The organism is Pseudomonas sp. GW822-FHT01E03 (genome assembly GCF_058802985.1).
Genome location: NZ_JBXAOQ010000001.1, coordinates 150,080 through 176,909 on the forward strand (window position 1 = coordinate 150,080; position 26,830 = coordinate 176,909).

Sequence of the window (26,830 nt, forward strand, 5' to 3'; positions counted from 1 at the left end):
TTCAAGATGCCGTTACGGACCCTTGAGACCTGGCCCCACGGCGCAATCATGCTGGACGCAGAGCACACGCGATTCGCGTTGTGGGCGCCAGATGCGTTCTACGTCAGTGTCGAACTGGAAAATGGACAGTCCTTGCCGTTGCTGCCCCAGGCCGACGGCTGGTTCGTGAGCAACATCCGATGCGCGGCGGGCACGCGTTACCGCTACAGCATCGACGGCGAACTGGAAGTGCCCGACCCGGCCTCCCGCGCTCAGGCCGGCGATATCGACCGGCACAGTGTGGTGGTCGATCCGCTGGTCTATGCCTGGCAACACAGTGCCTGGCTGGGACGGCCATGGAACGAAGCGGTGATCTACGAACTGCATGTCGGTGCGCTCGGCGGCTTCAGCGCCGTCGAGCAGCATTTGGCGCGGCTGGTCGAACTGGGTGTCACCGCGATCGAACTGATGCCCGTCGCGCAGTTTCCCGGTGAACGCAATTGGGGTTATGACGGCGTCCTGCCCTACGCACCCCAGGCGTCATACGGCTCCCCCGAGCAGCTCAAGCACTTGATCGACACCGCCCACGGCCACGGCCTGGCGGTGATTCTCGACGTGGTCTACAACCACTTCGGCCCGGATGGCAATTACCTGCATCGTTATGCCAAGGGCTTCTTTCGCGAAGACAAACACACGCCGTGGGGCGCGGCCATCGACTTGCGCCGTCGCGAAGTACGGGACTTCTTCATCGAAAACGCATTGATGTGGCTGCTGGAATACCGTTTCGACGGTTTGCGCCTGGACGCGGTGCATGCCATCGAAGACCCGGATTTCCTCCAGGAACTGGCACGACGGGTGCGCCAGCAGACGGGCCCGACGCGGCATGTGTGGTTGATGGTGGAGAACGAACACAACCAGGCCAGCCTGCTCGAACAGGGTTACGACGCGCAGTGGAACGATGACGGCCACAACGCCCTGCATGTGTTGCTGACCGGGGAAACCGACGCCTATTACGCCGATTACGCGCAAAACCCCACCGAGCAACTGGCGCGCTGCCTGAGCCAGGGTTTCGTGTTCCAGGGCCATCTCAACCGCCATGGTGTGGCGCGGGGTGAGCCCAGCGGGCATCTGCCGCCCAGTGCATTCATCCTGTTTTTGCAGAACCATGACCAGATCGGCAACCGGGCCTTCGGCGAGCGCCTGCATCAACTCGCCCACCCGCAAGCGCTGCGGGCCGCCACGGTGCTGCTGCTGTTGTCGCCGATGATTCCGCTGCTGTTCATGGGCGACGAATTTGCGGTCGAGCAACCCTTCCTGTTTTTCACCAGCCATCATGGTGAATTGGCCAAGCAGGTTCGCGACGGCCGGCGCAGCGAGTTCGCGGCGCTCAGCGCCTTTGCCGACCCGATCCTGCGCGAACACATTCCGGACCCGAATGATCCGCAGACGTTTGCAGCGTCCCGCCCGGTCCTGCCATCGACCGGCCATTGCGAGATGCACGACCTGTATTGCCGCCTGTTGCAGATCCGTCACCGGCACATCATCCCGCGCCTGCCGGGCGCCCAGGCACTGGGAACCGATGTGCTGGGCGAAGGCGCGGTCAGTGCATCCTGGCGCTTGGGCGATGGCAGCCAGCTGCGCATTGACCTGAACCTCAGCGCCAGGCCTGTAGTCCATACCTCACAGACCGATGCCATGCGCTTGTTCGAATACCCGCCACAGAACCCCGACCTGCCGGCTACAAACACTCTTGCCCCGTATTGCGCGCTCGTCAGCCTCGCCGCCGCAGTCCCCTTTGCTACCTCGTTTGGAGAGCGTCCATGAGTGATGCGCAACTGGAAATCCTGGCCAGCCGTGCCGGCCTCGCCGTCGACTGGATCGACGCCAACGGCCGCCCGCAAAAAGTCGCGCCGTCCGTGTTGCGCAACGTGCTGGCCGGCCTGGGCCACCCGGCCGGCAGTGCCCAGGAAATCGACGCCAGCCTGCTGGAACTGCAAGAGGCGCAACAGACCCATCATTTGCCGCCATTGATCACCGCCGATGCGGGGATGGGCCTGGACCTGGCGCGTTTTTTCGAGCCCGGGACCCCATGCGAAATCCACCTGGAGGACGGTTCGCGGCTCAACCTGAAACTGGACGCCAACGCGGTGCTGCCGGGGCTGGTACCGGTCGGCTATCAACAGATCAGCATGGACGGACAAACCTTCACTCTCGCCGTGGCCCCGGCCCGTTGCTATAGCGTGGCCGATGCCGTGGACAACCCGATCCCCCGAGCCTGGGGCCTGAGCGTGCAGTTGTATGGCCTGCGCCGCCCCGGCGACGGCGGGTTTGGTGACACCCAGGCGCTGGAGGACCTCGCCCGGGTAGCCGGCGAGCGTGGTGCCGAGGCGCTGGCGATCAGCCCGCTGCATGCGATGTTTTCCAGTGACACCCAACGCTACAGCCCGTATTCGCCGTCCAGCCGTTTGTTTCTCAACAGCCTTTACTGCGCCCCCGGCACCATTCTCGGCGAACGCGCGCTGCGTACCGCCATCGATGCAACCGGGCTGGCCATTGAACTCAAGGCGCTGGAAGAGCGTCCGCTGATTGACTGGCCGGCCGCCGCCGAAGCCAAGCATCGGCTGTTGCAGTCGCTGTACGAAGGTTTCGTCCAGGGTGAACACCCCTTGCACGAAGACTTCAGCAGCTTTCGTCACGCCGCTGGCGAAGCGCTGGAAAACCACTGCCGCTTCGAAGCCATCCAGGAGGCACGCGCCGCCCGGGGTGAACACCTCGACTGGCGGCAGTGGCCCGAACCCTGGCGCAACCCGCGCAGCGCCGAACTGGCGGCATTCGCCGAAGAGAATGCCGGGCGCATCGGCTTCTTCGCCTTCTGCCAGTGGCTGATCACGCGCTGCCTGGAGCGCGCGCAAACCGCCGCCCGCGCCAGCGGCATGAGTATCGGCCTGATCGCCGACCTGGCCGTTGGCGCCGATGGCGGCGGGAGCCAGGCCTGGAGCCGCCAGGACGAACTGCTCGCGTCCCTCACCGTCGGCGCGCCACCGGATATTCTCAACCGCACCGGCCAGGGCTGGGGGATTTCCGCGTTCTCCCCTGAAGGCCTGGTGCGCAATGGTTTCCGGGCCTTCATCGAAATGTTGCGGGCCAACTTCGCCCACTGCGGCGGTTTGCGCATCGATCACGTCATGGGCTTGCAGCGTCTGTGGGTCATCCCCAACGGATCGCCGCCGGCCGACGGCGCTTACCTGTACTACCCGGTGGACGATCTGTTGCGTTTGCTGACCCTGGAATCCCATCGTCACCAGGCCATCGTCCTCGGCGAAGACCTCGGCACCGTGCCGGACGGCCTGCGGGAAAAACTCATCGCCCGTTCGATGCTGGGCATGCGGGTATTGCTGTTCGAACAGGACAACACGCACTTCAAACCGATCCTCGACTGGCCCGACAACGCCCTGGCCACCACCAGCACCCATGACCTGCCGACCCTCAACGGTTGGTGGCATGGTCGCGATATCGACTGGAATGCCCGGCTCGGCATGGTCGATGCCAGCGGTGAAATCGAATGGCGCCAGCACCGCGAACGCGAGCGCGAAGGCCTGCGCCGGGCGTTGAGCCAGGACCCGCAGAACTTCCGCGAAGAGTCCCACGAAACCGACCAGGTGCTCGATGCCAGCGTGCGCTTCCTCGGTCATACCCGGGCACCCTTGGTGCTGCTGCCCCTGGAAGATGCCCTTGGCGTCGAACAGCAAGCCAACCTGCCCGGCACCACCGACACCCACCCCAACTGGTCGCGGCGCTTGCCCGGATACAGCGAAGCCTTGCTCGACGGAGCGGATGCCGCACGACGCCTGGAATTGCTCGCCTGCGCGCGGCTCCAGGCGGCCGAGCGTGATCGATGACCCAGGTGCCGACCCGACCACTGCGCGCCACCTTGCGCCTGCAATTTCACAAAGGCTTCACGCTCGAAGATGCGGTGCCACTGGTGCCGTATTTCGCCCGCCTCGGCATCAGCCATGTCTACGCCTCCCCGCTATTGCGCGCCCGCGCCGGGTCGATGCATGGCTACGACGTGGTGGATCCGACCAGGGTCAATCCGGAACTGGGCGGTGAGGCGGCGCTGAACAGCCTGGTCAGTGCTCTGCATGGGCACAACATGGGGTTGATCCTCGACGTTGTCTCCAACCACATGGCGGTCGGCGGCAACGATAATCCCTGGTGGCTGGATTTGCTGGAGTGGGGACGCCTGAGTCCTTACGGAGAGTTTTTCGACATCCAGTGGCACTCATCCGACCCGTTGATGGAGGGCCAGTTGCTCCTGCCGTTTCTGGGCAGTGACTACGGCGTCGCGTTACAGGACGGCACCCTGCCCCTGCGATTCGATGCCTGGCACGGCACCTTCCATGTCGAGCACTACGAACACCGCTTTCCCATTTGCCCCAGCGATTACGGGGAGCTGCTCAGGACCGATGCACCGCTCGATACGCAACAGGCCGAACAACTTAAAAACCTGGCCGATCGCTTCAGCACCCTGAGCTACCAGACCGACGCCCACAGCCTGGCCCTGCCATTGAAAGCAGAACTTCGCGATCTGGTCAGCGATCCGGCCATTGCCCAAGCCATTGAGCAGCACCTGAACAACTACGTCTCACTGACCGGCGAAGGCTTCCAGCGCCTGCACAACCTGCTGGAACGCCAGAGCTATCGCCTTGCCAGCTGGCGCACCGCCGCCGATGACATCAACTGGCGGCGCTTCTTCGATATCAATGAGTTGGGCGGACTGCGCGTCGAGCGTCCCGCCGTGTTCGAAGCCACCCACGCGAAGATCTTCCAACTGGTGGCTCAAGGGCTGATCGACGGGTTGCGCATCGACCACATCGACGGCCTCGCCGACCCGCGGGGCTACTGCCGAAAACTGCGCCGCCGGGTCGACAGCCTGTCAGCGGGCCGCCACCTGCCCATCTATGTGGAAAAAATCCTCGGCGAAGGGGAAACCCTGCATCGCGACTGGTCGGTGGACGGCACCACCGGCTACGAATTCATGAACCAGTTGTCACTGTTGCAACAGGATCCACGGGGCGCGCAGACACTGGCCGAACTCTGGCATCGTCACAGCGAGCGGCCCGCCGACTTCTGCCAGGAAGCACAACTGGCCCGTCAACAAGTCCTCGGTGGTTCCCTGGCCGGAGATTTCGAAAGCGTCGCCCAGGCCCTGCTGCAAGTGGCCCGGGACAACCTCATGACCCGCGACCTGACCCTCGGCGCCATTCGCCGGGCCTTGCAGGCGCTGATCGTGCATTTCCCGGTGTACCGCACCTACATAGGCCCCCTTGGCCGTTCAGCCCGGGACGAGGCGTTTTTCCGCCAGGCCATGGACGGTGCCCGCCAAACCCTGGGCGAAGCGGACTGGCCGGTGCTCGACTGCCTGGCCGGCTGGCTCGGCGGTGAACCCTGGCGTTCGCGCCCGGCCAGGCGTGAACGCAAGCGTCTGAAGCACGCCTGCGTACGTTTCCAGCAACTGACCTCGCCGGCGGCGGCGAAATCGGTGGAAGACACCGCGCTCTATCGGTCGGCCGTCCTGCTTTCGCGCAATGACGTTGGCTTCAACACCGAACAGTTCAGCGCACCGGCCGCCGACTTTCATCAGGCCTGCATCGAGCGCCTCGACACCTTCCCGGACAATCTGCTGGCCAGCGCCACCCACGACCACAAGCGCGGCGAAGATTCACGGGCGCGGCTGGCGGTACTGAGCGAGCGCAGCGGCTGGTACGTCGACCAAATCGGCCTGTGGCGCGCCCTCGCCCGGCCCTTGCGCAACGACGATCAAATGCCATCGTCGGGCGATGAAATGATTCTGTACCAGACGATTCTCGGCAGTTGGCCGCTGGAGTTGGGGATCGATCATCCGCCGTCCCTCGAGGACTACGCAAAACGTATCTGGCAGTGGCAACGCAAGGCCCTGCGTGAAGCCAAACTGCAAAGCAGCTGGAGCGTGCCCAATGACCCTTACGAGCAAGCGACAGAGGACTTCATCCAGCGCCTGTTGCTCAGCCCCGAAGGTGAGCTGTTGCGTACGGCCCTCGCCAAGGCTGCCCGTTCGATTGCCGCCCCCGGCGCACTCAATGGTTTGGCGCAAACCTTGCTGCGCATGACCGTGCCCGGCGTGCCGGATTTGTATCAGGGCAACGATTTCTGGGACTTCAGCCTGGTCGACCCGGACAACCGTCGTCCCGTGGATTACGCCAGCCGCCAGCAGGCGTTGCAGCAAGCGGTGGACCTGCCGGACTTGTTGCAGAACTGGCGTGACGGGCGCATCAAGCAAACCTTGATTGCGCGCACCCTGGGCCTGCGCGCCGAGCATGCCGAGCTGTTTCGGCGGGGCACCTACCAGGCCCTGGAAGTGGTGGGCAGCGAGGCCCATCGAGTGCTGGGATTTGTCCGTGAACGGGAGGGGAAACGCGCCATTGTGATTGTGCCGATACGTTGTGCCGATCTGCTGGAAAACGGTGCCGAACCACAGGTCCACGCGCCGCGGTGGGGCGAAACCCGGGTCAAACTGCCGTTCGCCGACCCTGACGAACATCTGCAGGGACTTTTTTCCGGCATCACAGTCACAAAACACAGGGAGCTGTTGATCAGCGCCGCGCTGGGGGATTTCCCGGTCAATCTCATTATTCAAACTACCCACACTTGAGTTCAGTTCAGGAGCATTGCGATGAGTACCGACGAAAAACGCATCCGCGAATTTGCCTATCAGATCTGGGAATCCGAAGGAAAACCCGAAGGCCAGGAAGCCCGCCACTGGGAGATGGCGTGCAAACTGGCGGACGCCGAAGCCCTGGCCCCGAAAAAACCGGCCAAGGCTGCCCCGAAAACCCCGGTCAGCAAAACGGCCAATGGCAAGGCTGGCGATGCCAAGGTCGCCGCGCCAAAAGCCAAGGCCAAACCGGCAGCGGCTTCAAAAGTGGTCCCACCGGGGGAAAAGGCCGTCGAGAAAAAGCCCCGGGCTGCGCGAAAACCGCCAGCGGTTTGAATATGTCTTGAGGCCCCTTCGCGGGCAAGTCGGACCGCCGCACCGCCGCTCCCACAGTGTTTGAAGGTGTGGCTGCAATCTGTGGCAACTCACAATACCTGTGGAAGCGGGCTTGCCCGCGAAGAGGCCATCACTTCCAGCATTGATGTTGCCTGACACACCGTTTTCGTCGGAGCGCCGCCCGGAGCAAACTCGCTCCTACAGGTAACCCCCGTTTACAGGAGTACCTATGACCAGTCCGAAGAAAGCCGCCGCGCCAGCCCCTCGTGCCGAAACCACACGAATCCGCGAAGGCCTGCCCTTTCCGCTGGGTGCCACCTGGGATGGACTGGGAGTCAACTTCGCCCTGTTTTCCGCCCACGCCACCAAGGTTGAACTGTGCCTGTTCGACGACACCGGAGAAGTGGAACTCGAACGCATCGAACTGCCCGAATACACCGACGAGATTTACCACGGCTACCTGCCCGACGCCCATCCGGGGTTGGTTTATGGCTATCGCGTCTACGGTCCGTACGACCCGGCCAACGGCCATCGCTTCAACCCCAACAAACTGCTGATCGACCCCTACGCCAAACAACTGGTGGGCAAGTTGAAATGGTCCGAAGCGCTGTTCGGCTACACCATCGGCCACCCCGACGCCGACCTCAGCTTCGATGAGCGGGACAGCGCGCCCTTCGTGCCCAAATGCAAGGTCATCGACCCGGCGCACACCTGGGGCCACGATCATCGTGTCAGCGTGCCGTGGGACAGGACGATCATCTATGAAACCCATGTGCGCGGCTTCAGCATGCGTCACCCTGCCGTCCCCGAGAATCTGCGCGGCACCTTTGCCGGGTTGATGGTCGATGAAGTGGTCGAGCACATCCGCAAACTCGGTGTGTCGACCGTGGAGCTGCTGCCGATCCATGCGTTCGTCAACGACCAGCATTTGCTGCACAAGGGCATGACCAATTACTGGGGCTACAACAGCATTGCGTTCTTCGCCCCCGACCCGCGGTACCTGGCCAGTGGCAAGATTGCCGAATTCAAGGAAATGGTCGCGCACCTGCACGAAGCCAATCTGGAGGTGATCCTCGACGTGGTCTACAACCACACCGCCGAGGGCAACGAACAAGGCCCGACCCTGTCCATGCGCGGCATCGACAATGCGTCCTACTACCGCCTGATGCCCGAGGACAAACGCTTCTATATCAACGATTCCGGCACCGGCAACACCCTGGACCTGAGCCACCCGTGCGTGCTGCAAATGGTCACCGACTCCCTGCGCTACTGGGCCACGGAAATGCACGTGGACGGCTTTCGCTTTGACCTCGCAACCATCCTTGGGCGCTATCACGACGGTTTCGACGAACGCCACAGTTTCCTGGTGGCCTGCCGCCAGGACCCGGTGCTGCGCCAGGTCAAACTGATCGCCGAGTCATGGGACTGCGGCCCCGGCGGTTATCAGGTCGGCAATTTTCCGCCGGGCTGGGTCGAGTGGAACGACAAGTTCCGCGACACCGTGCGCGCCTTCTGGAAAGGCGACGACGGGCAACTGGCGGACTTTGCCAACCGCCTGACCGCTTCGGGCGAAATGTTCAACCAACGTGGCCGGCGGCCTTACTCATCGGTCAATTTCGTCACCGCCCACGACGGTTTCACCCTCAACGACCTGGTGTCGTACAACGACAAACACAACGAAGCCAACGACGAAAACAATCAGGACGGCAGCAACAACAACCTGTCCTGGAACCACGGCGTCGAAGGCCCCACCGACGATCCCGAGATCAACGCGCTGCGCCATCGGCAGATGCGCAATTTCTTCGCCACCCTGCTGCTGGCCCAAGGCACGCCGATGCTGGTGGCCGGCGACGAGTTCGCCCGCACCCAGGACGGCAACAACAATGCGTACTGCCAGGACAGCGAGACCGGCTGGGTCAACTGGGACCTCAGCGACGACGGCAAGGCCCTGCTCAAGTTCGTCAAACGCCTGATCAAGTTGCGCCTGACCTACCCGGTCCTGCGGCGCGGGCGTTTCCTGGTGGGTAATTACAACGAGGACATCGGCGTCAAGGACGTGACCTGGCTGGCGCCGGACGGTACGGAAATGACCACCGAGCATTGGCACGATGCGCACAATCGATGCCTGGGCATGCTGCTCGATGGCCGCGCCCAGGAAACCGGCATTCGCCGCAAAGGCGTCGACGCGACATTGATGCTGGTGGTCAACGCACATCACGACATCGTCAATTTCCGGCTGCCTGAAGTGCCTGACGGCGGTTTCTGGACATGCATGATCGACACCAACCAACCGTCGATCCGCGGCCAGGAGCGCTTTGAGTTTGGCCACGAGTACTCGGTCACCGGCCGTTCGTTGCTGCTGTTCGAATTGCAGCATGAGGAAGAAGAGTAAAAGAGACGCCAGGAATTCATAGCCGTGACACCGCAGGGCGGAAATATCATTGCGGACAACTTCACGACGCGACGAATAGCGTTACATGAGCAATACTCGATTTGCGGCAATCCAGGGTTTGGCTTGTCGCGCCGCTATCCACCAGCCCTCAAGGGTCTGCCGGGCTTGTCCCATGCACGACTGAAGGCGACGCAGAACAAGGACGTATCCACCATGAAACCCGTTTCCCTGAGCGAAGTCAGCCTGCCCTCACAGATCTGGAACAGCGCCCCGCAACTGGACAGCATTCCGGTCATCAACACCCAATCCCTGGTACCCATCGGCGCACGCGCGGTGCTCATTGCCCCGCACCCCGGCGATGAAGTCGTGACCTGCGGCGGCCTGCTGCAATTGCTCAGTAACCTGGGCCACCCGCTGCAATTGATCTCGATCACCGACGGCAGCGCCAGCCATCCGGGGTCACAGCAGTGGTCGGAAAAACGCCTCAGCGTGTTTCGTCCCCAGGAAAGCGTGGAAGCCATACGTCGACTCGGGTTGCCGATGCACAGCCTGAAGTGGATTCGTGGCGGGTTTACCGATAACGCGCTGGCGGAGCAGGAAGATCAGATCGCCCGATTCATCACGCGCTACCTGCGCCCAGGTGATGTGGTGTTCAGCACCTGGCGCCAGGACGGCAATGTCGACCACGACACTGTTGGCCGCGCGAGCGCCAGGGCGGCGGCCAATATCGGGGCCACCTACAACGACGTACCGTTCTGGGCCTGGCACTGGCCGGCACGGGATCGGGAGTTGATTCCCTGGCACCGTGCCCGCAAGGTGCGCCTCGATACCTGGACCGTCGCCCGCAAGAGTCACGCCACCCATGCCTACGCCAGCCAACTGGACGGCGAACCGGCCATCGGCCTCGCGCCGTTGCTGCCCCGGCCGCTGCTGGAGCGTATCCGTTTGCCTTATGAAATTGTGCTGGTTTGAAAACGCAGCCCATTGGACTGAACTGCCTGCCATCGCATCAGTCGCATACATAAGCAGCCCTGAGTCAGAGGAGTGCATGTGGCCAGTCATTCAAAACCGCAGGTAACCGAATCAATGCCATTGAACACGCCCCCGGCGATTCATCGGCTTCGCGTGCTGACGGTCAACACCCATAAGGGTTTTACCGCACTCAACCGGCGCTTCATCCTTCCTGAATTGCGTGAAGCGGTGCGCAGTACGTCGGCAGACCTGGTGTTCCTGCAGGAGGTCGTCGGCGAGCACGACCGCCACTCCTCCCGCTACAACGATTGGCCACAAACCTCGCAATATGAATTCCTCGCCGACAGCATGTGGAGCGACTTCGCCTATGGGCGCAATGCCGTCTACCCCGACGGTCACCATGGCAATGCCCTGCTGTCGAAATATCCGATCCGCGAGTATCGAAACCTGGATGTTTCCATTACCGGCCCGGAACGCCGTGGCTTGCTGCACTGCGTGCTGGACGTACCGGGTCATCGCGAAGTGCATGCGATCTGCGTTCACCTCAGCCTGCTGGAAAGCCATCGTCAGCTGCAATTGCAGTTGCTCTGTCAGCTCCTCGAGTCCCTGCCGGATGATGCGCCGGTGATCATTGCCGGCGACTTCAACGACTGGCAGATGCAGGGCAATGCCACCCTTGCCCGCCGCGATTACTTGCACGAAGCCTTCGAACGCCACCTGGGTCGTCCTGCCAAAACCTACCCCGCACGGTTTCCCTTGCTGCGCCTGGACCGCGTCTACCTGCGCAACGCCAGCAGCCATGAGCCGCAAATACTGGGAAACAAGCCGTGGACGCACCTTTCAGACCATTTGCCGTTGGCGGTGGAAGTGCATCTCTGAATCACGGCCATTCATTGCCAGGTGCCGGCGTCGATAGCACCGGCCCCTTCGCGAGCAAGTCGAATCGTCGCACCGCCGCTCCCACACTGGATTGATGCCGTACTCAAAACCAGTGTGGGAGCGGGCTTGCTCGCGAATTGCAGCACCGCCGACTTCGGATCAGCCCTGCGGCCGCAACATCAACACCGCCAACGGCGGCAAATTCAACACCAGCGACAACGCCTGGCCATGGCTCGGCGTTTCCTCGGCAACCGCCCCGCCACTGTTGCCGTAGTTGGAACCGGCATAGATGGACGAGTCGCTGTTGAGCACCTCGTTCCACTGCCCGGCAAACGGCACCCCGACGCGATAAGCCTCGCGTGGCACTGGCGTAAAGTTGGCCACCACCAGCACCGGTTCGCCGTCCTTGCTCCAGCGCAACCACGCATAAACGCTGTTGATCGCGTCATCGCCGATCAGCCATTGGAAACCCTGCGGCACGTCGTCCTGCTCATGCAGCGCCGGCTCTTCGCGGTACAAGCGGTTGAGGTCGGCCACCAGTTTCTGCACCCCCTGGTGCTCTGGGTATTGCAACAGGTACCAGTCCAGTTGCTGGTCATGGTTCCACTCGCGCCACTGGCCGAACTCGCAGCCCATGAACAGCAGTTTCTTGCCCGGATGCGCCCACATGAAACTCAGGTAGGCCCGCAGGTTGGCGAATTTCTGCCAGCGGTCGCCGGGCATCTTGTCGATCAGCGAGTGTTTGCCGTGCACCACTTCATCGTGGGAGATCGGCAGGATGAAGCGCTCGGACCACGCATACACCAGGCCGAAACTCAGTTCGTTGTGGTGATGGGCGCGGTACACCGGGTCCTGCTGGATGTAATGCAGCGAGTCGTGCATCCAGCCCATGTTCCATTTGTAGGCAAAGCCCAGGCCGCCCTGTTGCGTGCCCTGGCTTACACCGGGCCATGCGGTGGATTCCTCGGCGATCACCAACGCACCGGGCGCTTCGAGGGCCACCACGTCATTGAGGTGACGCAGGAAGTCGATGGCTTCCAGGTTCTCCCGCCCGCCATGGCGGTTCGGCACCCACTCGCCGGCCTTGCGCGAGTAGTCGCGGTAGAGCATCGAGGCCACCGCATCGACCCGCAGGCCGTCGACGTGGAAATGCTTGAGCCAGTGCAGCGCCGACGCCAGCATGTAGCCGTGCACTTCGGTGCGACCCAGGTTGTAGATCAGGGTGTCCCAGTCCTGATGGAAACCTTCCTGCGGGTTACCGTACTCGTACAGCGCCGTGCCGTCGAACTGGGCCAGGCCGTGGGTATCGGTGGGAAAATGCGCCGGCACCCAATCGAGAATCACCCCGAGTTCGGCCTGGTGGCAGGCGTTGATGAACGCGGCGAACTCGTCCGGCGTGCCATACCGCGCACTCGGCGCGAATTGCGACAACAACTGATAACCCCACGAGCCGCCGAACGGGTGCTCCATGATCGGCATCAGTTCGATGTGGGTGAAACCGAGGTCTTTGACATAGGGAATCAGCCGCTCGGTCAACTCGGGCCAAGTGTACTGGCGGGCCACTTCGCCCAGATCGTCCAGCTCGCATTGCCACGAGCCGGCGTGCAATTCGTAGATCGACAACGGCGCCGTCACCCGCTGGCGGTCACCTCGGGCCATCATCCAGTCCTGATCCTGCCAGTCGATGTTCAAGGGTGAAGCGACTTTCGAGGCGGTGTCCGGTGGCAGGCTGGTGGCCAACGCCACGGGATCGGCCTTCAACGGCAGGATGCCGTGGGCGCCGAGAATCTCGTATTTGTAGGTGTCCCCGGCTTGCAGGCGCGGGATGAACAATTCCCAGACGCCTGTGGGGTGACGCAGGCGCATCGGGTGCCGGCGCCCGTCCCAGACGTTGAAATCACCGACCACCGACACCCGCCGGGCATTCGGCGCCCACACGGCGAAACGCACGCCGTCGATGCCGTCCACGGTTTTCAGTTGCGCGCCCAGGCACCCGCTGAGGTCGCGGTGATTGCCTTCGGCAAACAGATACAAATCCATTTCGCCCAACAACGGACCGAAGCTGTAAGGATCTTCTGCCGTTTGCTCGCCGCCGGCCCAACGGGTACGCAGCAGATACGCTTGCGCACGTTCGAAATGCCCGACAAACAATCCCGGCGTCTCTGTGGCTTCAAGTTGGCCGAGCTCTTGTCCGGTATCCCTGGCCAGCACCTGCACACTCAAGGCACCCGGCAGATACGCGCGAATGAATTGCCCGCCAGCGCCATCAGCGTGGGGGCCAAGAATCGCAAAAGGATCGATATGCTCGGCGCGCACCAATGCGTCGATATCCCGCGCCCTGGGCAGCAGCGCTTCTTTGTGATGACCCTGTTCCTTGTTCGAGACACTCATGACTACTCTCCACCAAGATCGGAAAAGGGTTTAAGCCCACTCAATAATCCATATAAACCGTGCAACGGCACGGGCAACCAGGCGGGGCGATTTTCCGCCTCATAAGCCACTTCATACGCCGCCTTCTCCAGACCGAACAACGCCAGCGCGGCATCCTCGCCTTCGGGATCTTGCCATGCATGGGCAAGACTAGCTGCCGCCAGCCGATAAGCGTCGACAAATGCTTGCCGCGCCTCGCTCAAGTAGCGATCGGTGACCCGCAAGCGCGCGGCATCGGCCGCTGCGGTGTTATCGACGCTCTGCACGTTGATCGCCATCGCCGCCGCATAGTCGAAAGACCGCAGCACGCCGCTGACATCCTTGTACGGGCTGTGTTTGCCCCGTCGTTCATGCAATGGCCGGGCCGGTTCGCCTTCGAAGTCGATCAGGTAGGCATCGCCCTTGATCACCAGCACCTGCCCCAGGTGCAGGTCGCCGTGCACACGAATGCGCAAGCCGCCCGCGGTCTTTTTGCCCAACGCCTGTACATGGCCGAGGATGGCTTTCTTGTTGTCCAGTAAACGGCCGACCAGGGTCTGGTCCGCCGGGTCAAGTTGATTTTTATGCTGCTTGAGCAAGTTCAGCGCGCGCTCGATTTGCGCCGCGACATCCTTGGCCGAGGCCAGCGCCTCCTTCTGCGTAGTGACCTGGGGCAAGAAGTCCGGGTTGGCACTCGGCGCCGCCAGCACCTGGTGCATTTCCCCCAGACGCTGACCAAGCATAGCGGCGAAATCTTTCAGTTCGCCGAGCGCGTTGTAATGCTGTTCCTGCTCGGACACGGCGTCGGCCAGTTCATCACGAAGTGCCCGTTCGAGGTTGTTCTGAGTCCATTCCCAGGCGTCGCCCTGATTGCTCAGGTAGCCTTGGGCGATCATCAGCAAATTATCTTCACCCGCCCCATCCCGGCGCACCACGGCCCCCAGCAATGGCGAAATATTGCTGAACCCGGCTTGCGTCAGGTACGCGCTCATTTCCAGCTCAGGGTGCACGCCGCAGGCGACCTTGCGGATCAGCTTCAGTACCAAGCTGTTGCCGATCACCACCGAGCTGTTGGACTGTTCGGCGGACAGGTAACGTACCGGCGACTCGGCATTGAGGCCGAGCTTTTCCAGTTCGGCAGTGGACTCGAAGCGAATGTCGCCATCGCTGGAGGCCAATACGGTGCCGGCCTGAATGCCCTGCAATACGGCATGCACAAAGGTGTCCAGGCTGAAGGCATCGGTGATCAGGCCGACCTGGCGCCCACGCCGTACCCGCGACAATGCCAATTGCTGCGGCAAGGGAGTACCGACCTGATCTTCCGAGATAAAACCGAACGGCAACTGGTAGCGGCTGCTCTGGCCACCGCTGGTGACATTGATCTCGCTGAACAGCACCGGGTGCTGCGGATCGCCGAATCGCACGCCATAGGCCAGTTCGACCTGTTCGATGGCGGCGTCCTTACCTGCGAACCAGCGGCGGTTCTGCAACCAGTTGGGCAGGATGCTTTGCTCCAGCGTGGTGCGTGACGGTGCTTCGAGCAGTTCCTCCATGCGTTTTTTCAGCACCAGCGTGGTGAAGTCCGGCAGGCTCTGTGCAGGCTCCACGTGCCAGCTCGGCATCTGGTTTTCCGCGGCGAGGCCGAACCAGTAGAAGCCGTAAGGCGCCAGCGTCAGGAGGAAGTTCAGCTGGCCGATGGGGGGGAATGCGTTACCCCCGAGCATCTCCACCGGCACCATGCCGACGTAGGCCGACAGATCCAGCTCGGCGGCCTGGGCGCTGCGCGACACGTTGGCCACGCACAGAATGATTTCGTGTTTGCCGTCCACCCCGGTGTATTCACGGGTGTAGGCCAGAATCCGCCGGTTGCTGGGCGACAGCATCTTCAACGTGCCGCGCCCGAAGGCCTTGGAATGCTTGCGCACGGCAAGCATGCGCCGGGTCCAGTTCAATAGCGAATGCGGGTCGCCAGCCTGGGTTTCGACGTTGACCGACAGGTAGCCGTATTGCGGGTCCATGATCGGCGGCAGCACCAGACTCGCCGGGTCGGCTCGGGAGAAACCGCCGTTGCGGTCGATGGACCATTGCATCGGCGTGCGCACACCGTCGCGGTCGCCGAGGTAGATGTTGTCGCCCATGCCGATCTCATCGCCGTAATACAGGGTCGGCGTGCCGGGCATGGACAGCAGCAGGCTGTGAAGCAACTCGACCCGACGGCGGTCGCGTTCCATCAGCGGCGCCAGACGCCGGCGAATCCCCAGGTTGATCCGCGCCCGGCGGTCGGCGGCATAGTAATTCCACAGGTAATCGCGTTCCTTGTCGGTGACCATCTCCAGGGTCAGCTCATCGTGGTTGCGCAGGAAGATCGCCCATTGGCAGTTGGCGGGTATATCCGGGGTCTGGCGCAGAATGTCGGTAATCGGGAAACGATCTTCCTGGGCCAGCGCCATATACATGCGCGGCATCAACGGGAAGTGGAAGGCCATGTGGCATTCATCGCCGTTCAGGCCTTTCTTGTCGGTGTCGCCGAAGTACAACTGAGTATCCTCCGGCCACTGATTGGCCTCGGCCAGCAACATGCGGTCGGGGTAGTTGGCGTCGATTTCCGCACGGATCTTTTTCAGGACGTCGTGGGTTTCCGGCAAGTTCTCATTGTTGGTGCCATCGCGCTCGATCAGGTAGGGAATCGCGTCCAGACGCAAGCCGTCGATGCCCATGTCGAGCCAGTAACGCATCACCGACAGCACCGCTTTCATGACTTGCGGGTTATCGAAGTTCAGGTCCGGTTGGTGGGAGTAGAAACGGTGCCAGAAGTATTGGCCGGCGACCGGGTCCCAGGTCCAGTTGGACTTCTCTGTATCGAGAAAGATGATGCGCGTGCCATCGTATTTTTGATCGTCATCGGACCACACATAGAAGTCCCGCGCCGCCGATCCGGGTTTGGCCTTGCGCGCCCGCTGGAACCACGGGTGCTGGTCGGAGGTGTGGTTGATGACCAGTTCGGTGATCACCCGCAGGCCGCGTTTGTGCGCCTCGGCAATGAAGCGCCTGGCATCGGCCATGGTGCCGTAGTCGCTGTGTACGCCACGGTATTCGGCGATGTCGTAGCCGTCATCGCGCCGTGGCGAGGGGTAGAACGGCAACAGCCAGATGGTGTTGACGCCCAGGTCGGCGATGTAATCGAGCTTGGCGATGAGGCCGGGAAAGTCGCCAATCCCGTCGTTGTTGGAGTCGAAATACGATTTGACGTGGACTTGATAGATCACCGCGTCCTTGTACCAGAGCGGGTCCTTGATGAACGTGGCTGCCTTGGGTTTCTTCGCCATGTGCAACTCCTGGTGAATTCGAAAGTTCCGCCGGGCTGGTCACTCGAGTCAAACGCAATGAGGTCTACGTGGGAGCGAGCTTGCTCGCGATGACAATTGAATATTCAATAAAGAGGTTGCCCACAAAATTGCTATCGCGAGCAAGCTCGCTCCCACAGGTTTTGCGTTTAAACAGTTATCCTCCAAATCCCGAACGGCTGATACGCCGGGTCGATCCGCATGAACTGCTGCTTGCCGTGCCAGGTCCAGCGATGACCATTCATCAAATCTTCGCCCTGGGTGCTGGCGTAGTCAGGCAAGCCCATGTCCCACAACGGCAACTCGAAGTTCGCTTCCTGCACGTTGTGCGGATCGAGACTGACCGCCACCAGAATGAAATTGCCTCCATCGGCGCTGCGCTTGCCGAAGTAAAGGATGTTGTCGTTCCAGGCGTTGTAGACCTTCAGGCCCAGATGCGTGTGCAACGCCGGGTTCTGCCGTCGGATGCGGTTGAGCTGGGCGATCTCGGCAATGATGTTGCCCGGCGCGTTGAAGTCCCGCGGGCGGATCTCATACTTCTCGGAATCGAGGTATTCCTCCTTACCCGGTACCGGAGCCGACTCGCACAACTCGAAACCCGAATACATGCCCCACAGGCCCGAGCCCATGGTCGCCAGCACGGCGCGAATGAGAAACCCGGGACGCCCGGATTCGTGGAGGAACGCCGGGTTGATGTCCGGTGTATTGACGAAGAAATTCGGCCGGTAGCATTCTCGCCACGGCGACTCGTTGAGTTCGGTGAAGTAGGTCGCCAGTTCGGCCTTGGTGTTGCGCCAGGTGAAATAGGTGTAGCTCTGGGAGTAACCGACCTTGCCCAGGCGCGCCATCATTGCCGGGGTGGTAAAGGCTTCGGCGAGGAAGATCACCTCGGGGTACAGCGCCCGTACATCGGCGATCAGCCATTGCCAGAACGGCAACGGCTTGGTGTGCGGATTATCGACGCGAAAGATCTTCACGCCCTCCTCGACCCAGCCCACCACGATGTCGCGCAGTTCCACCCACAGGCTCGGAATCGCCTCGGGGGCATAGAAGTCGACGTTGACGATGTCCTGGTATTTCTTCGGTGGGTTCTCCGCATATTTGATCGTGCCGTCCGGCCGCCAGTTGAACCAGCCGGGGTGTTGCTTGAGCCATGGATGGTCCTGGGAACACTGGATGGCAAAATCCAGGGCGATTTCCAGACCATGGGCCGCAGCGGCCGCCACCAGTCGGCGAAAGTCTTCGCGGGTACCCAATTGCGAGTGAATCGCCTCGTGCCCGCCTTCCTCGCTACCAATCGCATAGGGGCTGCCCGGATCATCGGGACCCGCCGTCAGCTTGTTGTTCGGGCCTTTGCGGTAGCTGCGCCCGATCGGGTGGATCGGCGGGAAATACAGCACATCGAAACCCATGTCCTGGATCATCGCCAGTCGCGTATGCACGTCATTGAAGGTGCCATGGCGCGTCGGGCTGTCGGTGATCGAGCGCGGGAACAATTCATACCAACTGGCGAACTGCGCCAGTTCGCGCTCGACATCCACCGGGTACTCCGGGCTCAGGCTCAGGTAGGCGCGATGATTGACGCGGGCCATGAGGTCGGCGCTACGGGGGTGCAAAAACAGTGCGACCTGCTCGGTTTCGAGCAGTCCTGACAGTTCATGGTGCAAGGCCGCCAGTTGCTCGCTGAGTAGCCCTTCGCTACGCTCGGCGGCCTGCTGGACGTGAATCCGCCCTTCCTGCAATTCCAGACTGACGGGCACTGCCGCCGCATGCTTCTTTTCCAGCTCATGGCAAAAACTGGCGAACTGATCGATCCAGGCTTCGATACAGAACAGATAACGGCCCTGGCTGTCGACCCGGAACTGCCCTTGCCAGCCGTTATTGCCCAGGTCGTTCATGGCCGCGCTTTGCCAGGCGTCCTCGTCCTCGGCCCGCCAGCGCACGCGCACCGCCAGCTTGTCATGCCCGTCGGCGAAGACTTTGGCCGTCACCACCACGTCCTGCCCCACCACGGCCTTGACGGCGAATTGTCCGCCTTCAAGGATCGGCATGATGTTTTCAATGACGATACGCGGCAGCAACAACGCCTGCGACAGCGGCATGTGCGGGTTGTAGCTCAACTCAGTCGGTTTTTCAGCCGTCATCGAGCCTCTCTCCTTACGCCCCATGGACGCGCTTGTGTCTGGTCGCCACCCGCCGGGCAATCCGCCCCAGGATGCACTCACTTAGGTTCCGAGCGACAACCGCCGGGAAAGTTTCATCGGCAATTCCCGGAATCAAGTCCTTCGCGCCGCGGTCAACCAATCAGTCCACCTACTTAAGCACGACTCACGCCATGTGCCACTGGAGGCTTGAACAATGAACAATCCATTCCCGGCTGAAACCCCCGATCCCAACATCGACAACCCGGTGATCCCACCCAGCGATCCGCAACCGGTGCCCGAACAGGATCCGCCCGGCACGAACCCGCCACCAAGGGAAGAACCGCCAACGACGATGCCGCCGGTGATTGTGCCCCCTGAATGACGACAGTTGATCGCTCCCATACTGACGGGGAACGATCTCATTGGTGATCCTTGTCGATCAGTTTCACAATCCCCGGCATCACACTGAACACTCCCAGCGCCAACAACGTACTGAACACCGCCGTTGCCTCCCGGCCCAGCCCGGCCGCGACGCCGATGGCGGCGGTCATCCACAGGCCGGCGGCGGTGGTCAGGCCCTTGACGTGCCCCTCATCGCCGTCGCGGTTTTTCAGGATAGTGCCAGCCCCCAGGAAGCCGATCCCGGCAATCACGCCCTGCACCACCCGGCTCATGGCATCGGCCTGTGAGCCGGACATCTGCGGCACCAACACGAACAGCGCCGCCCCCATTGCCACCAGCATGTGGGTGCGCACGCCGGCGGCCTTGCCCTGGTGTTCACGCTCGAACCCGAGAATTCCGCCCAGCACCGCGGCCATCAACAGGCGCACGGTCACTCGCGTCAATTGCGAGGCATCGCCAATGTCGGCGAACTCGCCTTGCAGCGTCACCCAGACTTCGTGCCACCAAGTGTTCATGGGATTGTCCTTGTGAGGGGCCATGGACGGTGGACCGCAGCGACCATTAATCAGTTGCACAGAACGATGACCGGCGGTTGCGGCCTGAAACTTTAGTTTCCACTGAAAAAAGGATCCCGCCATGACCGTACGCATCGAGAACCAGACCTGCTTTTTCACCACTGAAAATGGCGAACTCATTCGTCTGTGTCCCGACGTGACCATCATCACCGACGGTGCCATGGCCATGTCGGCAGTGGACATCGAAGGCGAGCGCATCTACATCACGGAAGCCGAGGCCGACGCCTTGACCGTCGCAGGCGCGGTGGATGGACGCCGGCACCTGAAAGCTACCGACAGTGGTTCGGTGATTTGACCGGGTTTGATCCGCACTTGCCGCCGCTGCTTTGCAAAGCTCCATGGACCCTGCAGCGGTGGCTGCTTCAAGTTGTCGCAGTCCGTGCAAACATGGCCATCTGATCCGCTTTTTAATGCAATACCTGAGTCTGTTATGCAAACAGATCGCCGCTCATAGTGCTCATGCCTGATGGAGGCTGATGAGCGAATGACCATGAGCGAAAGAATCCCCGTCCGAACCGTAGAAACATTCGAGCCTTCGCGCCCCAAGATGAAGGCCAAATCCAGCGACAACCTGATCCACACCCGCAGCTTCACCGGGCTATACCGCAACCTGCGCATCAGCGGCGCCGGTTTTCTGTTTGTGCTGTTTTTCGGCACCGTGTGGCTGAACTGGGGCGGCCGCCAGGCGGTGCTCTGGGATCTTTCGCAAAGCAAGTTCCATATCTTCGGCGCGACCTTCTGGCCGCAGGATTTCATCCTGCTCTCGGCGTTGTTGATCATTGCCGCGTTCGGCCTGTTTGCGATCACCGTGTTCGCGGGCCGGGTCTGGTGCGGCTACACCTGCCCACAAAGTTCATGGACCTGGATCTTCATGTGGTGCGAGAAGATCACCGAAGGCGAACGCAACCAGCGGATCAAGTTGCAAGCCGCGCCGTGGGGCCTGAACAAGCTGATGCGTCGCGCGGCCAAGCACACCTTGTGGTTGGCCATCAGCCTGCTGACCGGCCTGACCTTCGTCGGCTACTTCACGCCGATCCGGCCGTTGGCCGAAGAGCTGCTGACCTTCCAGATGAGTGGCGTCAGCCTGTTCTGGGTGCTGTTTTTTACCGGCGCCACGTACATCAATGCCGGTTGGCTGCGTGAAGCGGTGTGCATGCACATGTGTCCCTACGCGCGGTTCCAGAGCGTGATGTTCGACAAGGACACCCTGACCATTTCCTACGACGTGGCCCGTGGCGAGAGTCGTGGCCCACGCAAGCGCGAAGTCAAACCGGCCGAGGTCGGGCTGGGTGATTGCATCGACTGCCAGCTGTGCGTACAGGTCTGCCCCACCGGCATCGATATCCGCGACGGCTTGCAGATGGAATGCATCGGTTGCGCGGCGTGCATCGACGCCTGTGACTCGATCATGGACAAAATGGGCTACGCCCCAGGGTTGATCAGCTACACCTCCGAGCATCAGTTGCAGGGTGGCAAGACACACCTGCTGCGCCCACGTCTTATCGGCTACACCGCCGTGCTGCTAGTGATGATCGCAGCCCTGGTGATGGCGCTGGTGGAACGACCGATGGTGTCCCTTGATGTCAGCAAGGACCGGGGCCTGTTCCGCGAGAACAGCCAGGGGCAGATCGAAAACATCTACAGTCTGAAGGTGATCAACAAAACCCAGCAGCGTCAGGACTATCAATTGAGCCTGGTGGATGCCGATGATTTCCAGTTGCAGGGCGGGACCGAATTCAGCCTGGCGCCGGGCGAGATTGTCGATGTGCCGGTGTCGGTGGCGATGCTCACGGAGCGTCCGGCCAGCAGTTCACAGAGCCTCGGCTTCAAGGTGGTCGACAGCGATGACCCTGGCGTCTACAGCGTGGCGAAGAGCCGGTTTGTGGCGCCAATGAATCGCTGAGCCTTTAAGATGCTGACCTTTGTGAAGTGCAGTCTTGTTTTGGCAATGCAATCCACTGTGGCGAGGGGGCTTGCCCCCGTTGGATCGCGAAGCGGCCCCAAAATGGGACTGCTGCGCAGTCCAACGGGGGCAAGCCCCCTCGCCACAATTAATCGAACCGACTCCATTGCGGGACACCGATGAAACGCTACGAAAAATTCGCCGACGACATCGCAGAACTGATCCGCTCCGGCGTCCTGGGTCCCGGCCAGCGGGTGCCGTCGGTGCGCTACGCCAGCCAGACCTACGGGGTCAGCCCGTCGACGGTGTTCCAGGCCTATTACCTGCTGGAGCGTCGCGGCCTGATCCGCGCTCGGCCGCGCTCCGGCTATTTCGTCAACGCCCACGCACCCCGGCCGTTTTCCGAGCCGGTGATCAGCAATGAGGTCAACGAGTCGACGGAAGTAGACGTCAGCGAACTGGTGTTTTCGGTGCTCGACTCGATCAAGGACCCGAACACCGTGCCCTTCGGCTCGGCGTTCCCCAGCCCGACGTTGTTTCCCCTGCAACGTTTGTCCCGCTCCCTGGCCAGCGCCAGCCGCGACATGGACCCGCGCATGGTGGTCACCGACATGTCGCCGGGCAACCCGCAACTGCGCCGGCAAATCGCCCTGCGCTATATGGTCGGCGGGCTGATGTTGCCCATGGAGGAACTGCTGATCACCAACGGCGCCCTCGAAGCCCTGAACCTTTGCCTGCAAGCGGTGACCGAACCTGGCGATCTGGTGGCCATCGAAGCCCCGGCGTTCTACGCCTGTCTGCAAGTACTCGAACGCCTGAAACTCAAGGCCGTGGAAATTCCCGTGCACCCGCGCGATGGCATCGACCTCGGCGTACTCGAGCAAACCCTGGAACGGCATCCGATCAAGGCCTGCTGGTGCATGACCAGTTTCCAGAACCCCATGGGCGCGACTCTGCCCGAGGCCAAGAAACAGCAGCTTGTGGAATTGTTGCGGCGCCACCAGGTGCCGCTGATCGAAGACGATGTCTACGCCGAACTCTATTACGGCCAGCAAGCACCGAAACCGGCCAAGGCCTTTGATACCGAAGGCCTGGTGATGCACTGTGGTTCATTCGCCAAGAGCCTGGCCCCTGGCTACCGCATCGGCTGGGTGGCTGCCGGGCGTTACGCACAGAAAATCGAACGGCTGAAACTCATGACCTCGCTGTGCGCCTCGATGCCGGCCCAGGCGGCAATCGCCGATTACCTGCAACACGGCGGCTACGACCGGCACCTGCGTAAATTGCGCCACGCCCTGGAAGACCAGCAAAGCGCCATGCTCGCCGCCATAGCCCGCTATTTCCCGGCGCAGACGCGGGTCAGTCAACCGGCCGGCGGGTACTTTCTGTGGCTGGAATTGCCACAGCAGATGGATTCGTTGAAGTTGTTCCAGATGGCATTGGCGCAAGGCATCAGCATTGCACCGGGGCCGATCTTTTCACCGACCCAGCGCTTCAGGAATTGTATTCGGTTGAATTACGGCAGCCCGTGGACCGAGGACTCGGAGAAGGCGATGGAGACGTTGGGGCGGATTGTGCGGTCGTTCTGACAGCGCCATGTCGTTTTATAAATTGCTATCGCGAGCAAGCTCGCTCCCACAGGTTTCTCTGTACACACAAGATTTGTGAGCACTTGAGATCCACTGTGGGAGCGAGCTTGCTCGCGATGAGGCCAGCGCAGACAACGCTTGTCTCAGGAACTAACGCCCACCACCAAGATCAACAAAAGTCCCCGTCGCATAAGAAGCCTTGTCCGACAACAACCAGACAATCGCCTCCGCCACTTCATCCGGACGCCCGCCCCGCGCCATCGGAATCGCCGATTCCAGCTTGCTGACCCGATCCGGATCGCCGCTCAAGGCATGGAAATCGGTGTAGATGTAACCCGGACGCACGGCGTTGACCCGAATCCCCTCACCCGCCACTTCCTTGGACAGGCCGATGGTGAAGGTGTCCAGCGCGCCTTTGGACGCTGCGTAATCCACGTACTCGTTGGGCGATCCCAAACGCGAGGCGACCGACGATACGTTGACGATGCTGCCGCCCTGCCCGCCGTGCCTGGGCGACATGCGCAGGATCGCGTGCTTGGCACAGAGCATCGGCGCCAGGACGTTGGTTTTCATGATTTTGAGAATGCGGAACTCGGACATCTCGTCGACCCGGGACTTCTGCCCGACGGTGCCGGCGTTGTTCACCAGCGCGGTGACCCGCCCCAGTTCACTGTCCACCCGATTGAACAGCGCGATCACTTCGTCTTCGATGCTGACGTCGGCCCGTACCGCAATGGCTTGCGCACCGAGGGCGCGGACTTGCTCCAGCACGCCGAATGCAGACTGTTCGTCCGCCTGATAGTTGATGCAGATCCGATAGCCCTGCGCGGCGGCCAACAGAGCGGTGGCGGCACCGATGCCGCGGCTACCGCCGGTGATGACGATGACTTTGTCCATGCGAGCTTTCCCCCAATCAAAGCTTAAGCGGTCGGGGGCAAGAATAACCGCCATTGGCGGTTTTTGCATGGCTTCACATCAGCTGTCATGTCATCGACATCTCGCGCCTGGCACTGGCTTTCAACTGCTCGACCAACTGCTCCCCGCGATGGATTTCCACCATGAAGCCTGCGGCCGGCAGCGGATGCCCCAGCAGGTAACCCTGCAACGAATCGCAGCCGAGCTGAGTCAGGAAGTCCTGCTGCACACCGGTTTCCACACCTTCGGCGACGATGCGCAACCCCAGCGCCTGACCGAGGGCGACGATGGCCGAAACGATGGCGGCGTCATCGCTGTCGCGCTCCAGGTCCCGGACAAAACCGCGGTCGATCTTCAGCTCGTTGGCCGGCAGGCGCTTGAGGTACATCAAGCTCGAATAGCCGGTACCAAAATCGTCGATGGACAGGTCGACACCCATTTCCGACAGTTCCTGCAGCACCGTCATGCTCGCATCGGCATCGCTCATGGCGGTGGTTTCGGTGATTTCCAGGGTCAGGCTGTTGGGTGGCAGATGGTGCGTCGCCAGCGCCTTGGCAACGCTCTGGACCAGCCCGGCATGGCAAAACTGAATGGCCGAAAGGTTCACCGCGATGCGCCAGTCGGTGTAGCCCAGCACGTACCACTCGCGCATCTGACGGCAGGCTTCGTTGAGCACCCACTCGCCGATCGGAATGATCAGCCCGGTTTTTTCCGCCAGCTCGATGAATTTGTCCGGCAACAGCATTCCTTGAGTCGGGTGTTCCCAGCGCAACAAGGCCTCGGCGCCCACTGGCCGGCCATTGGCGGCGTCGAACTTGGGCTGGTAATGCAGGCTGAATTCCTGCTGTTCCACGGCATTGCGCAGATCCTGCAGCAATTGCAGCTGCTTGCGGGCGTTGTTGTTCATCGAGACATCGAAAAAGCTGTAGCCGTTTTTACCCGCGCCCTTGGCGTGGTACATCGCCGCGTCGGCGTTCATCAGCAACTCGTGGGCGGACTGCCCGTTACCCGGGTAGAGCGCGATGCCGACACTGGCGGAAATGTGCAAATCATGTTCGGCAACCCGGAACGCGCGCGCGATCAACCCGACCTGACGGGCCGCCAGGTTCAAGGCGTCGTTCTGTTCGCTCAATTGCACCAGCAACACGAACTCATCGCCGCCGATCCGTGCCAGGGTGTCCTGGCTGCGCAAGTCTTCGCGCAGGCGCAGGGCCACTTCGCGCAACAACAGATCACCCATGTGGTGGCCGAAGGCATCGTTGACCGGTTTGAAGCCGTCCAGATCGATGAACATCAGGGCAAAGCACCCCCCTTCTTCCCGGACCCGCGACATGGCCTGATCGATTCGATCGGCGAGCAACGTCCGGTTCGGCAATCCGGTGAGGGTGTCATGCAAGGCCAATTGGGTCAGTTCACGGTTGGCCTCGGTCAGCGACTGGGCCAGGCTCGCGGTGCGAGCCTCCAGGCGTGCATCGAGGATCGAGGTCAGCAGGGCAATGCTCAGCACCGCCAACGTGGTGATCAGCACCAGGTTGTCCAGGCCATTGCCGCTCAATCCATTGACCGCCGCGCCACAAAAACTGCCGTCGGCAAAGCGTGCGGCGGCCATCCCGGTGTAGTGCATGCCGACGATGGCGATACCCATGATCACGGCGGCACCACCACGGATCAGACGGACATAAGGCGTGTGCTGGCGCAGATGGAAAGCGATCCACAATGCTGCGCCCGAAGCACCGACAGCGATCAGCAGCGAGGCGCCGAACAGCGTCGGGTCATAGTCGATGCCCGGTTGCATGCGCATGGCAGCCATGCCGGTGTAGTGCATCGCGCTGATGCCGGCGCCCATGACCAACGCGCCAAAGGCCAGTTGCCAGGCCGGCAATTGCGGCTGGCTGACCAGCCACAGCGCAAAACCGCTGGAGAGCACGCCGATCAGCAACGACAACAGGGTGATGGTGCCGTCGTACCCCAGGTCGATCGGCAACTTGAACGCGAGCATGCCGATAAAGTGCATCGACCAGATGCCGATGCCCATGGCAACGGCCCCGCCCGCAGTCCACAAATGCACGGCGCGGCCTTTGGCGGTGGCAATGCGTCCGGTCAGGTCGAGTGCGGTGTATGAGGCGAGAATCGCTACACAGAGCGAAATGATGACCAGGGTGGGGGAATAGCTGCCGATGAGCATGGAGACTTCTCGCGAAAGCCCCCTTGTTAATGGCTTTCATTCTCGGGCGGGGGCAAATGCGGCGATTGTACTGATTCCAAATGAGAACGCACTCACAAAATGAGCAAAGGGC

Annotated in this window: 17 protein-coding genes; 11 read left to right on the plus strand and 6 right to left on the minus strand. The window is 61.8% G+C overall.

The features are described from left to right. The first annotated feature begins 6 nt into the window (after nt 1–6). The 7 genes from treZ to AC1RP7_RS00715 all read left to right on the plus strand — a co-directional run bounded on the left by treZ (nt 7) and on the right by AC1RP7_RS00715 (nt 11,252). Nucleotides 7–1,803, plus strand: coding sequence for a malto-oligosyltrehalose trehalohydrolase (gene treZ / locus AC1RP7_RS00685; protein WP_218495978.1), 1,797 nt, complete (start codon nt 7–9; stop codon nt 1,801–1,803). Then, nucleotides 1,800–3,878, plus strand: coding sequence for a 4-alpha-glucanotransferase (malQ, locus tag AC1RP7_RS00690; protein ID WP_057714955.1), 2,079 nt, complete (start codon nt 1,800–1,802; stop codon nt 3,876–3,878). Before treZ ends, malQ begins: the two co-directional genes overlap by 4 nt. After that, nucleotides 3,875–6,670, plus strand: coding sequence for a malto-oligosyltrehalose synthase (locus AC1RP7_RS00695; RefSeq protein ID WP_493180864.1), 2,796 nt, complete (start codon nt 3,875–3,877; stop codon nt 6,668–6,670). The genes malQ and AC1RP7_RS00695 overlap by 4 nt, the downstream gene beginning before the upstream one ends. A 21-nt stretch (nt 6,671–6,691) precedes the next feature. Further along, nucleotides 6,692–7,009, plus strand: a complete 318-nt coding sequence (locus AC1RP7_RS00700; protein WP_218495982.1) for a DUF2934 domain-containing protein — start codon at nt 6,692–6,694, stop codon at nt 7,007–7,009. Between the two features lie 229 nt (nt 7,010–7,238). Next, nucleotides 7,239–9,401, plus strand: a complete 2,163-nt coding sequence (gene glgX, locus AC1RP7_RS00705; protein ID WP_493180863.1) for a glycogen debranching protein GlgX — start codon at nt 7,239–7,241, stop codon at nt 9,399–9,401. Between the two features lie 213 nt (nt 9,402–9,614). Next, complete coding sequence (locus AC1RP7_RS00710; RefSeq protein ID WP_492587147.1) at nt 9,615–10,373, plus strand: PIG-L deacetylase family protein; 759 nt, start codon at nt 9,615–9,617, stop codon at nt 10,371–10,373. 114 nt (nt 10,374–10,487) lie between these two features. Then, nucleotides 10,488–11,252 carry an endonuclease/exonuclease/phosphatase family protein gene (locus AC1RP7_RS00715; RefSeq protein ID WP_349733981.1) on the plus strand — a complete coding sequence of 255 codons (765 nt, stop codon included), beginning with the start codon at nt 10,488–10,490 and terminating at the stop codon, nt 11,250–11,252. Nucleotides 11,253–11,411: 159 nt separating this feature from the next. On the opposite strand, the gene glgB is transcribed toward AC1RP7_RS00715, so the two are convergent. The 3 genes from glgB to AC1RP7_RS00730 all read right to left on the minus strand — a co-directional run bounded on the left by glgB (nt 11,412) and on the right by AC1RP7_RS00730 (nt 19,149). Further along, nucleotides 11,412–13,643 carry a 1,4-alpha-glucan branching protein GlgB gene (gene glgB / locus AC1RP7_RS00720; RefSeq protein WP_493180862.1) on the minus strand — a complete coding sequence of 744 codons (2,232 nt, stop codon included), beginning with the start codon at nt 13,641–13,643 and terminating at the stop codon, nt 11,412–11,414. Between the two features lie 2 nt (nt 13,644–13,645). After that, nucleotides 13,646–16,987 (minus strand): maltose alpha-D-glucosyltransferase, encoded by a 3,342-nt coding sequence (gene treS / locus AC1RP7_RS00725; RefSeq protein WP_493180861.1) that lies wholly within the window; start codon nt 16,985–16,987, stop codon nt 13,646–13,648. Nucleotides 16,988–17,154: 167 nt separating this feature from the next. Next, nucleotides 17,155–19,149, minus strand: coding sequence for an alpha-1,4-glucan--maltose-1-phosphate maltosyltransferase (locus AC1RP7_RS00730; protein WP_493180860.1), 1,995 nt, complete (start codon nt 19,147–19,149; stop codon nt 17,155–17,157). 214 nt (nt 19,150–19,363) lie between these two features. On the opposite strand from AC1RP7_RS00730, the gene AC1RP7_RS00735 reads away from it, so the two are divergent. Beyond that, nucleotides 19,364–19,531 (plus strand): hypothetical protein, encoded by a 168-nt coding sequence (locus AC1RP7_RS00735; RefSeq protein ID WP_167362862.1) that lies wholly within the window; start codon nt 19,364–19,366, stop codon nt 19,529–19,531. A gap of 37 nt (nt 19,532–19,568) precedes the next feature. On the opposite strand, the gene AC1RP7_RS00740 is transcribed toward AC1RP7_RS00735, so the two are convergent. Next, nucleotides 19,569–20,066, minus strand: coding sequence for an MgtC/SapB family protein (locus AC1RP7_RS00740; protein WP_057714964.1), 498 nt, complete (start codon nt 20,064–20,066; stop codon nt 19,569–19,571). 121 nt (nt 20,067–20,187) lie between these two features. Here AC1RP7_RS00740 and AC1RP7_RS00745 point away from each other — a divergent pair, with 121 nt between their 5' ends. The 3 genes from AC1RP7_RS00745 to mapR all read left to right on the plus strand — a co-directional run bounded on the left by AC1RP7_RS00745 (nt 20,188) and on the right by mapR (nt 23,618). Further along, nucleotides 20,188–20,421 carry a DUF3203 family protein gene (locus AC1RP7_RS00745; protein WP_057714965.1) on the plus strand — a complete coding sequence of 78 codons (234 nt, stop codon included), beginning with the start codon at nt 20,188–20,190 and terminating at the stop codon, nt 20,419–20,421. A 195-nt stretch (nt 20,422–20,616) separates the two neighbouring features. Then, a complete protein-coding gene (ccoG, locus tag AC1RP7_RS00750) occupies nt 20,617–22,029 on the plus strand; it encodes a cytochrome c oxidase accessory protein CcoG (RefSeq protein WP_493180859.1) in 1,413 nt (470 codons plus the stop codon). 179 nt (nt 22,030–22,208) lie between these two features. Beyond that, on the plus strand, nt 22,209–23,618 hold the full coding sequence (mapR, locus tag AC1RP7_RS00755) for a GntR family transcriptional regulator MpaR (RefSeq protein ID WP_057714966.1): 1,410 nt from the start codon (nt 22,209–22,211) through the stop codon (nt 23,616–23,618). A 150-nt stretch (nt 23,619–23,768) separates the two neighbouring features. On the opposite strand, the gene AC1RP7_RS00760 is transcribed toward mapR, so the two are convergent. Then, nucleotides 23,769–24,515, minus strand: a complete 747-nt coding sequence (locus AC1RP7_RS00760; protein WP_057714967.1) for an SDR family oxidoreductase — start codon at nt 24,513–24,515, stop codon at nt 23,769–23,771. Nucleotides 24,516–24,600: 85 nt separating this feature from the next. Further along, the gene (locus tag AC1RP7_RS00765; protein ID WP_223502208.1) at nt 24,601–26,718 is read right to left on the minus strand and encodes a putative bifunctional diguanylate cyclase/phosphodiesterase; all 2,118 of its coding nucleotides are present in this window, start codon (nt 26,716–26,718) and stop codon (nt 24,601–24,603) included. Between the last annotated feature and the right edge of the window lie 112 nt (nt 26,719–26,830).

Coding starts and splice junctions, on each gene's coding strand:
- treZ (WP_218495978.1), top strand. CDS start 7: ATGCCGTTACGGACCCTTGAGACCTGGCCCCACGGCGCAATCATGCTG.
- malQ (WP_057714955.1), top strand. CDS start 1,800: ATGAGTGATGCGCAACTGGAAATCCTGGCCAGCCGTGCCGGCCTCGCC.
- AC1RP7_RS00695 (WP_493180864.1), top strand. CDS start 3,875: ATGACCCAGGTGCCGACCCGACCACTGCGCGCCACCTTGCGCCTGCAA.
- AC1RP7_RS00700 (WP_218495982.1), top strand. CDS start 6,692: ATGAGTACCGACGAAAAACGCATCCGCGAATTTGCCTATCAGATCTGG.
- glgX (WP_493180863.1), top strand. CDS start 7,239: ATGACCAGTCCGAAGAAAGCCGCCGCGCCAGCCCCTCGTGCCGAAACC.
- AC1RP7_RS00710 (WP_492587147.1), top strand. CDS start 9,615: ATGAAACCCGTTTCCCTGAGCGAAGTCAGCCTGCCCTCACAGATCTGG.
- AC1RP7_RS00715 (WP_349733981.1), top strand. CDS start 10,488: ATGCCATTGAACACGCCCCCGGCGATTCATCGGCTTCGCGTGCTGACG.
- glgB (WP_493180862.1), bottom strand. CDS start 13,643: ATGAGTGTCTCGAACAAGGAACAGGGTCATCACAAAGAAGCGCTGCTG.
- treS (WP_493180861.1), bottom strand. CDS start 16,987: ATGGCGAAGAAACCCAAGGCAGCCACGTTCATCAAGGACCCGCTCTGG.
- AC1RP7_RS00730 (WP_493180860.1), bottom strand. CDS start 19,149: ATGACGGCTGAAAAACCGACTGAGTTGAGCTACAACCCGCACATGCCG.
- AC1RP7_RS00735 (WP_167362862.1), top strand. CDS start 19,364: ATGAACAATCCATTCCCGGCTGAAACCCCCGATCCCAACATCGACAAC.
- AC1RP7_RS00740 (WP_057714964.1), bottom strand. CDS start 20,066: ATGAACACTTGGTGGCACGAAGTCTGGGTGACGCTGCAAGGCGAGTTC.
- AC1RP7_RS00745 (WP_057714965.1), top strand. CDS start 20,188: ATGACCGTACGCATCGAGAACCAGACCTGCTTTTTCACCACTGAAAAT.
- ccoG (WP_493180859.1), top strand. CDS start 20,617: ATGAGCGAAAGAATCCCCGTCCGAACCGTAGAAACATTCGAGCCTTCG.
- mapR (WP_057714966.1), top strand. CDS start 22,209: ATGAAACGCTACGAAAAATTCGCCGACGACATCGCAGAACTGATCCGC.
- AC1RP7_RS00760 (WP_057714967.1), bottom strand. CDS start 24,515: ATGGACAAAGTCATCGTCATCACCGGCGGTAGCCGCGGCATCGGTGCC.
- AC1RP7_RS00765 (WP_223502208.1), bottom strand. CDS start 26,718: ATGCTCATCGGCAGCTATTCCCCCACCCTGGTCATCATTTCGCTCTGT.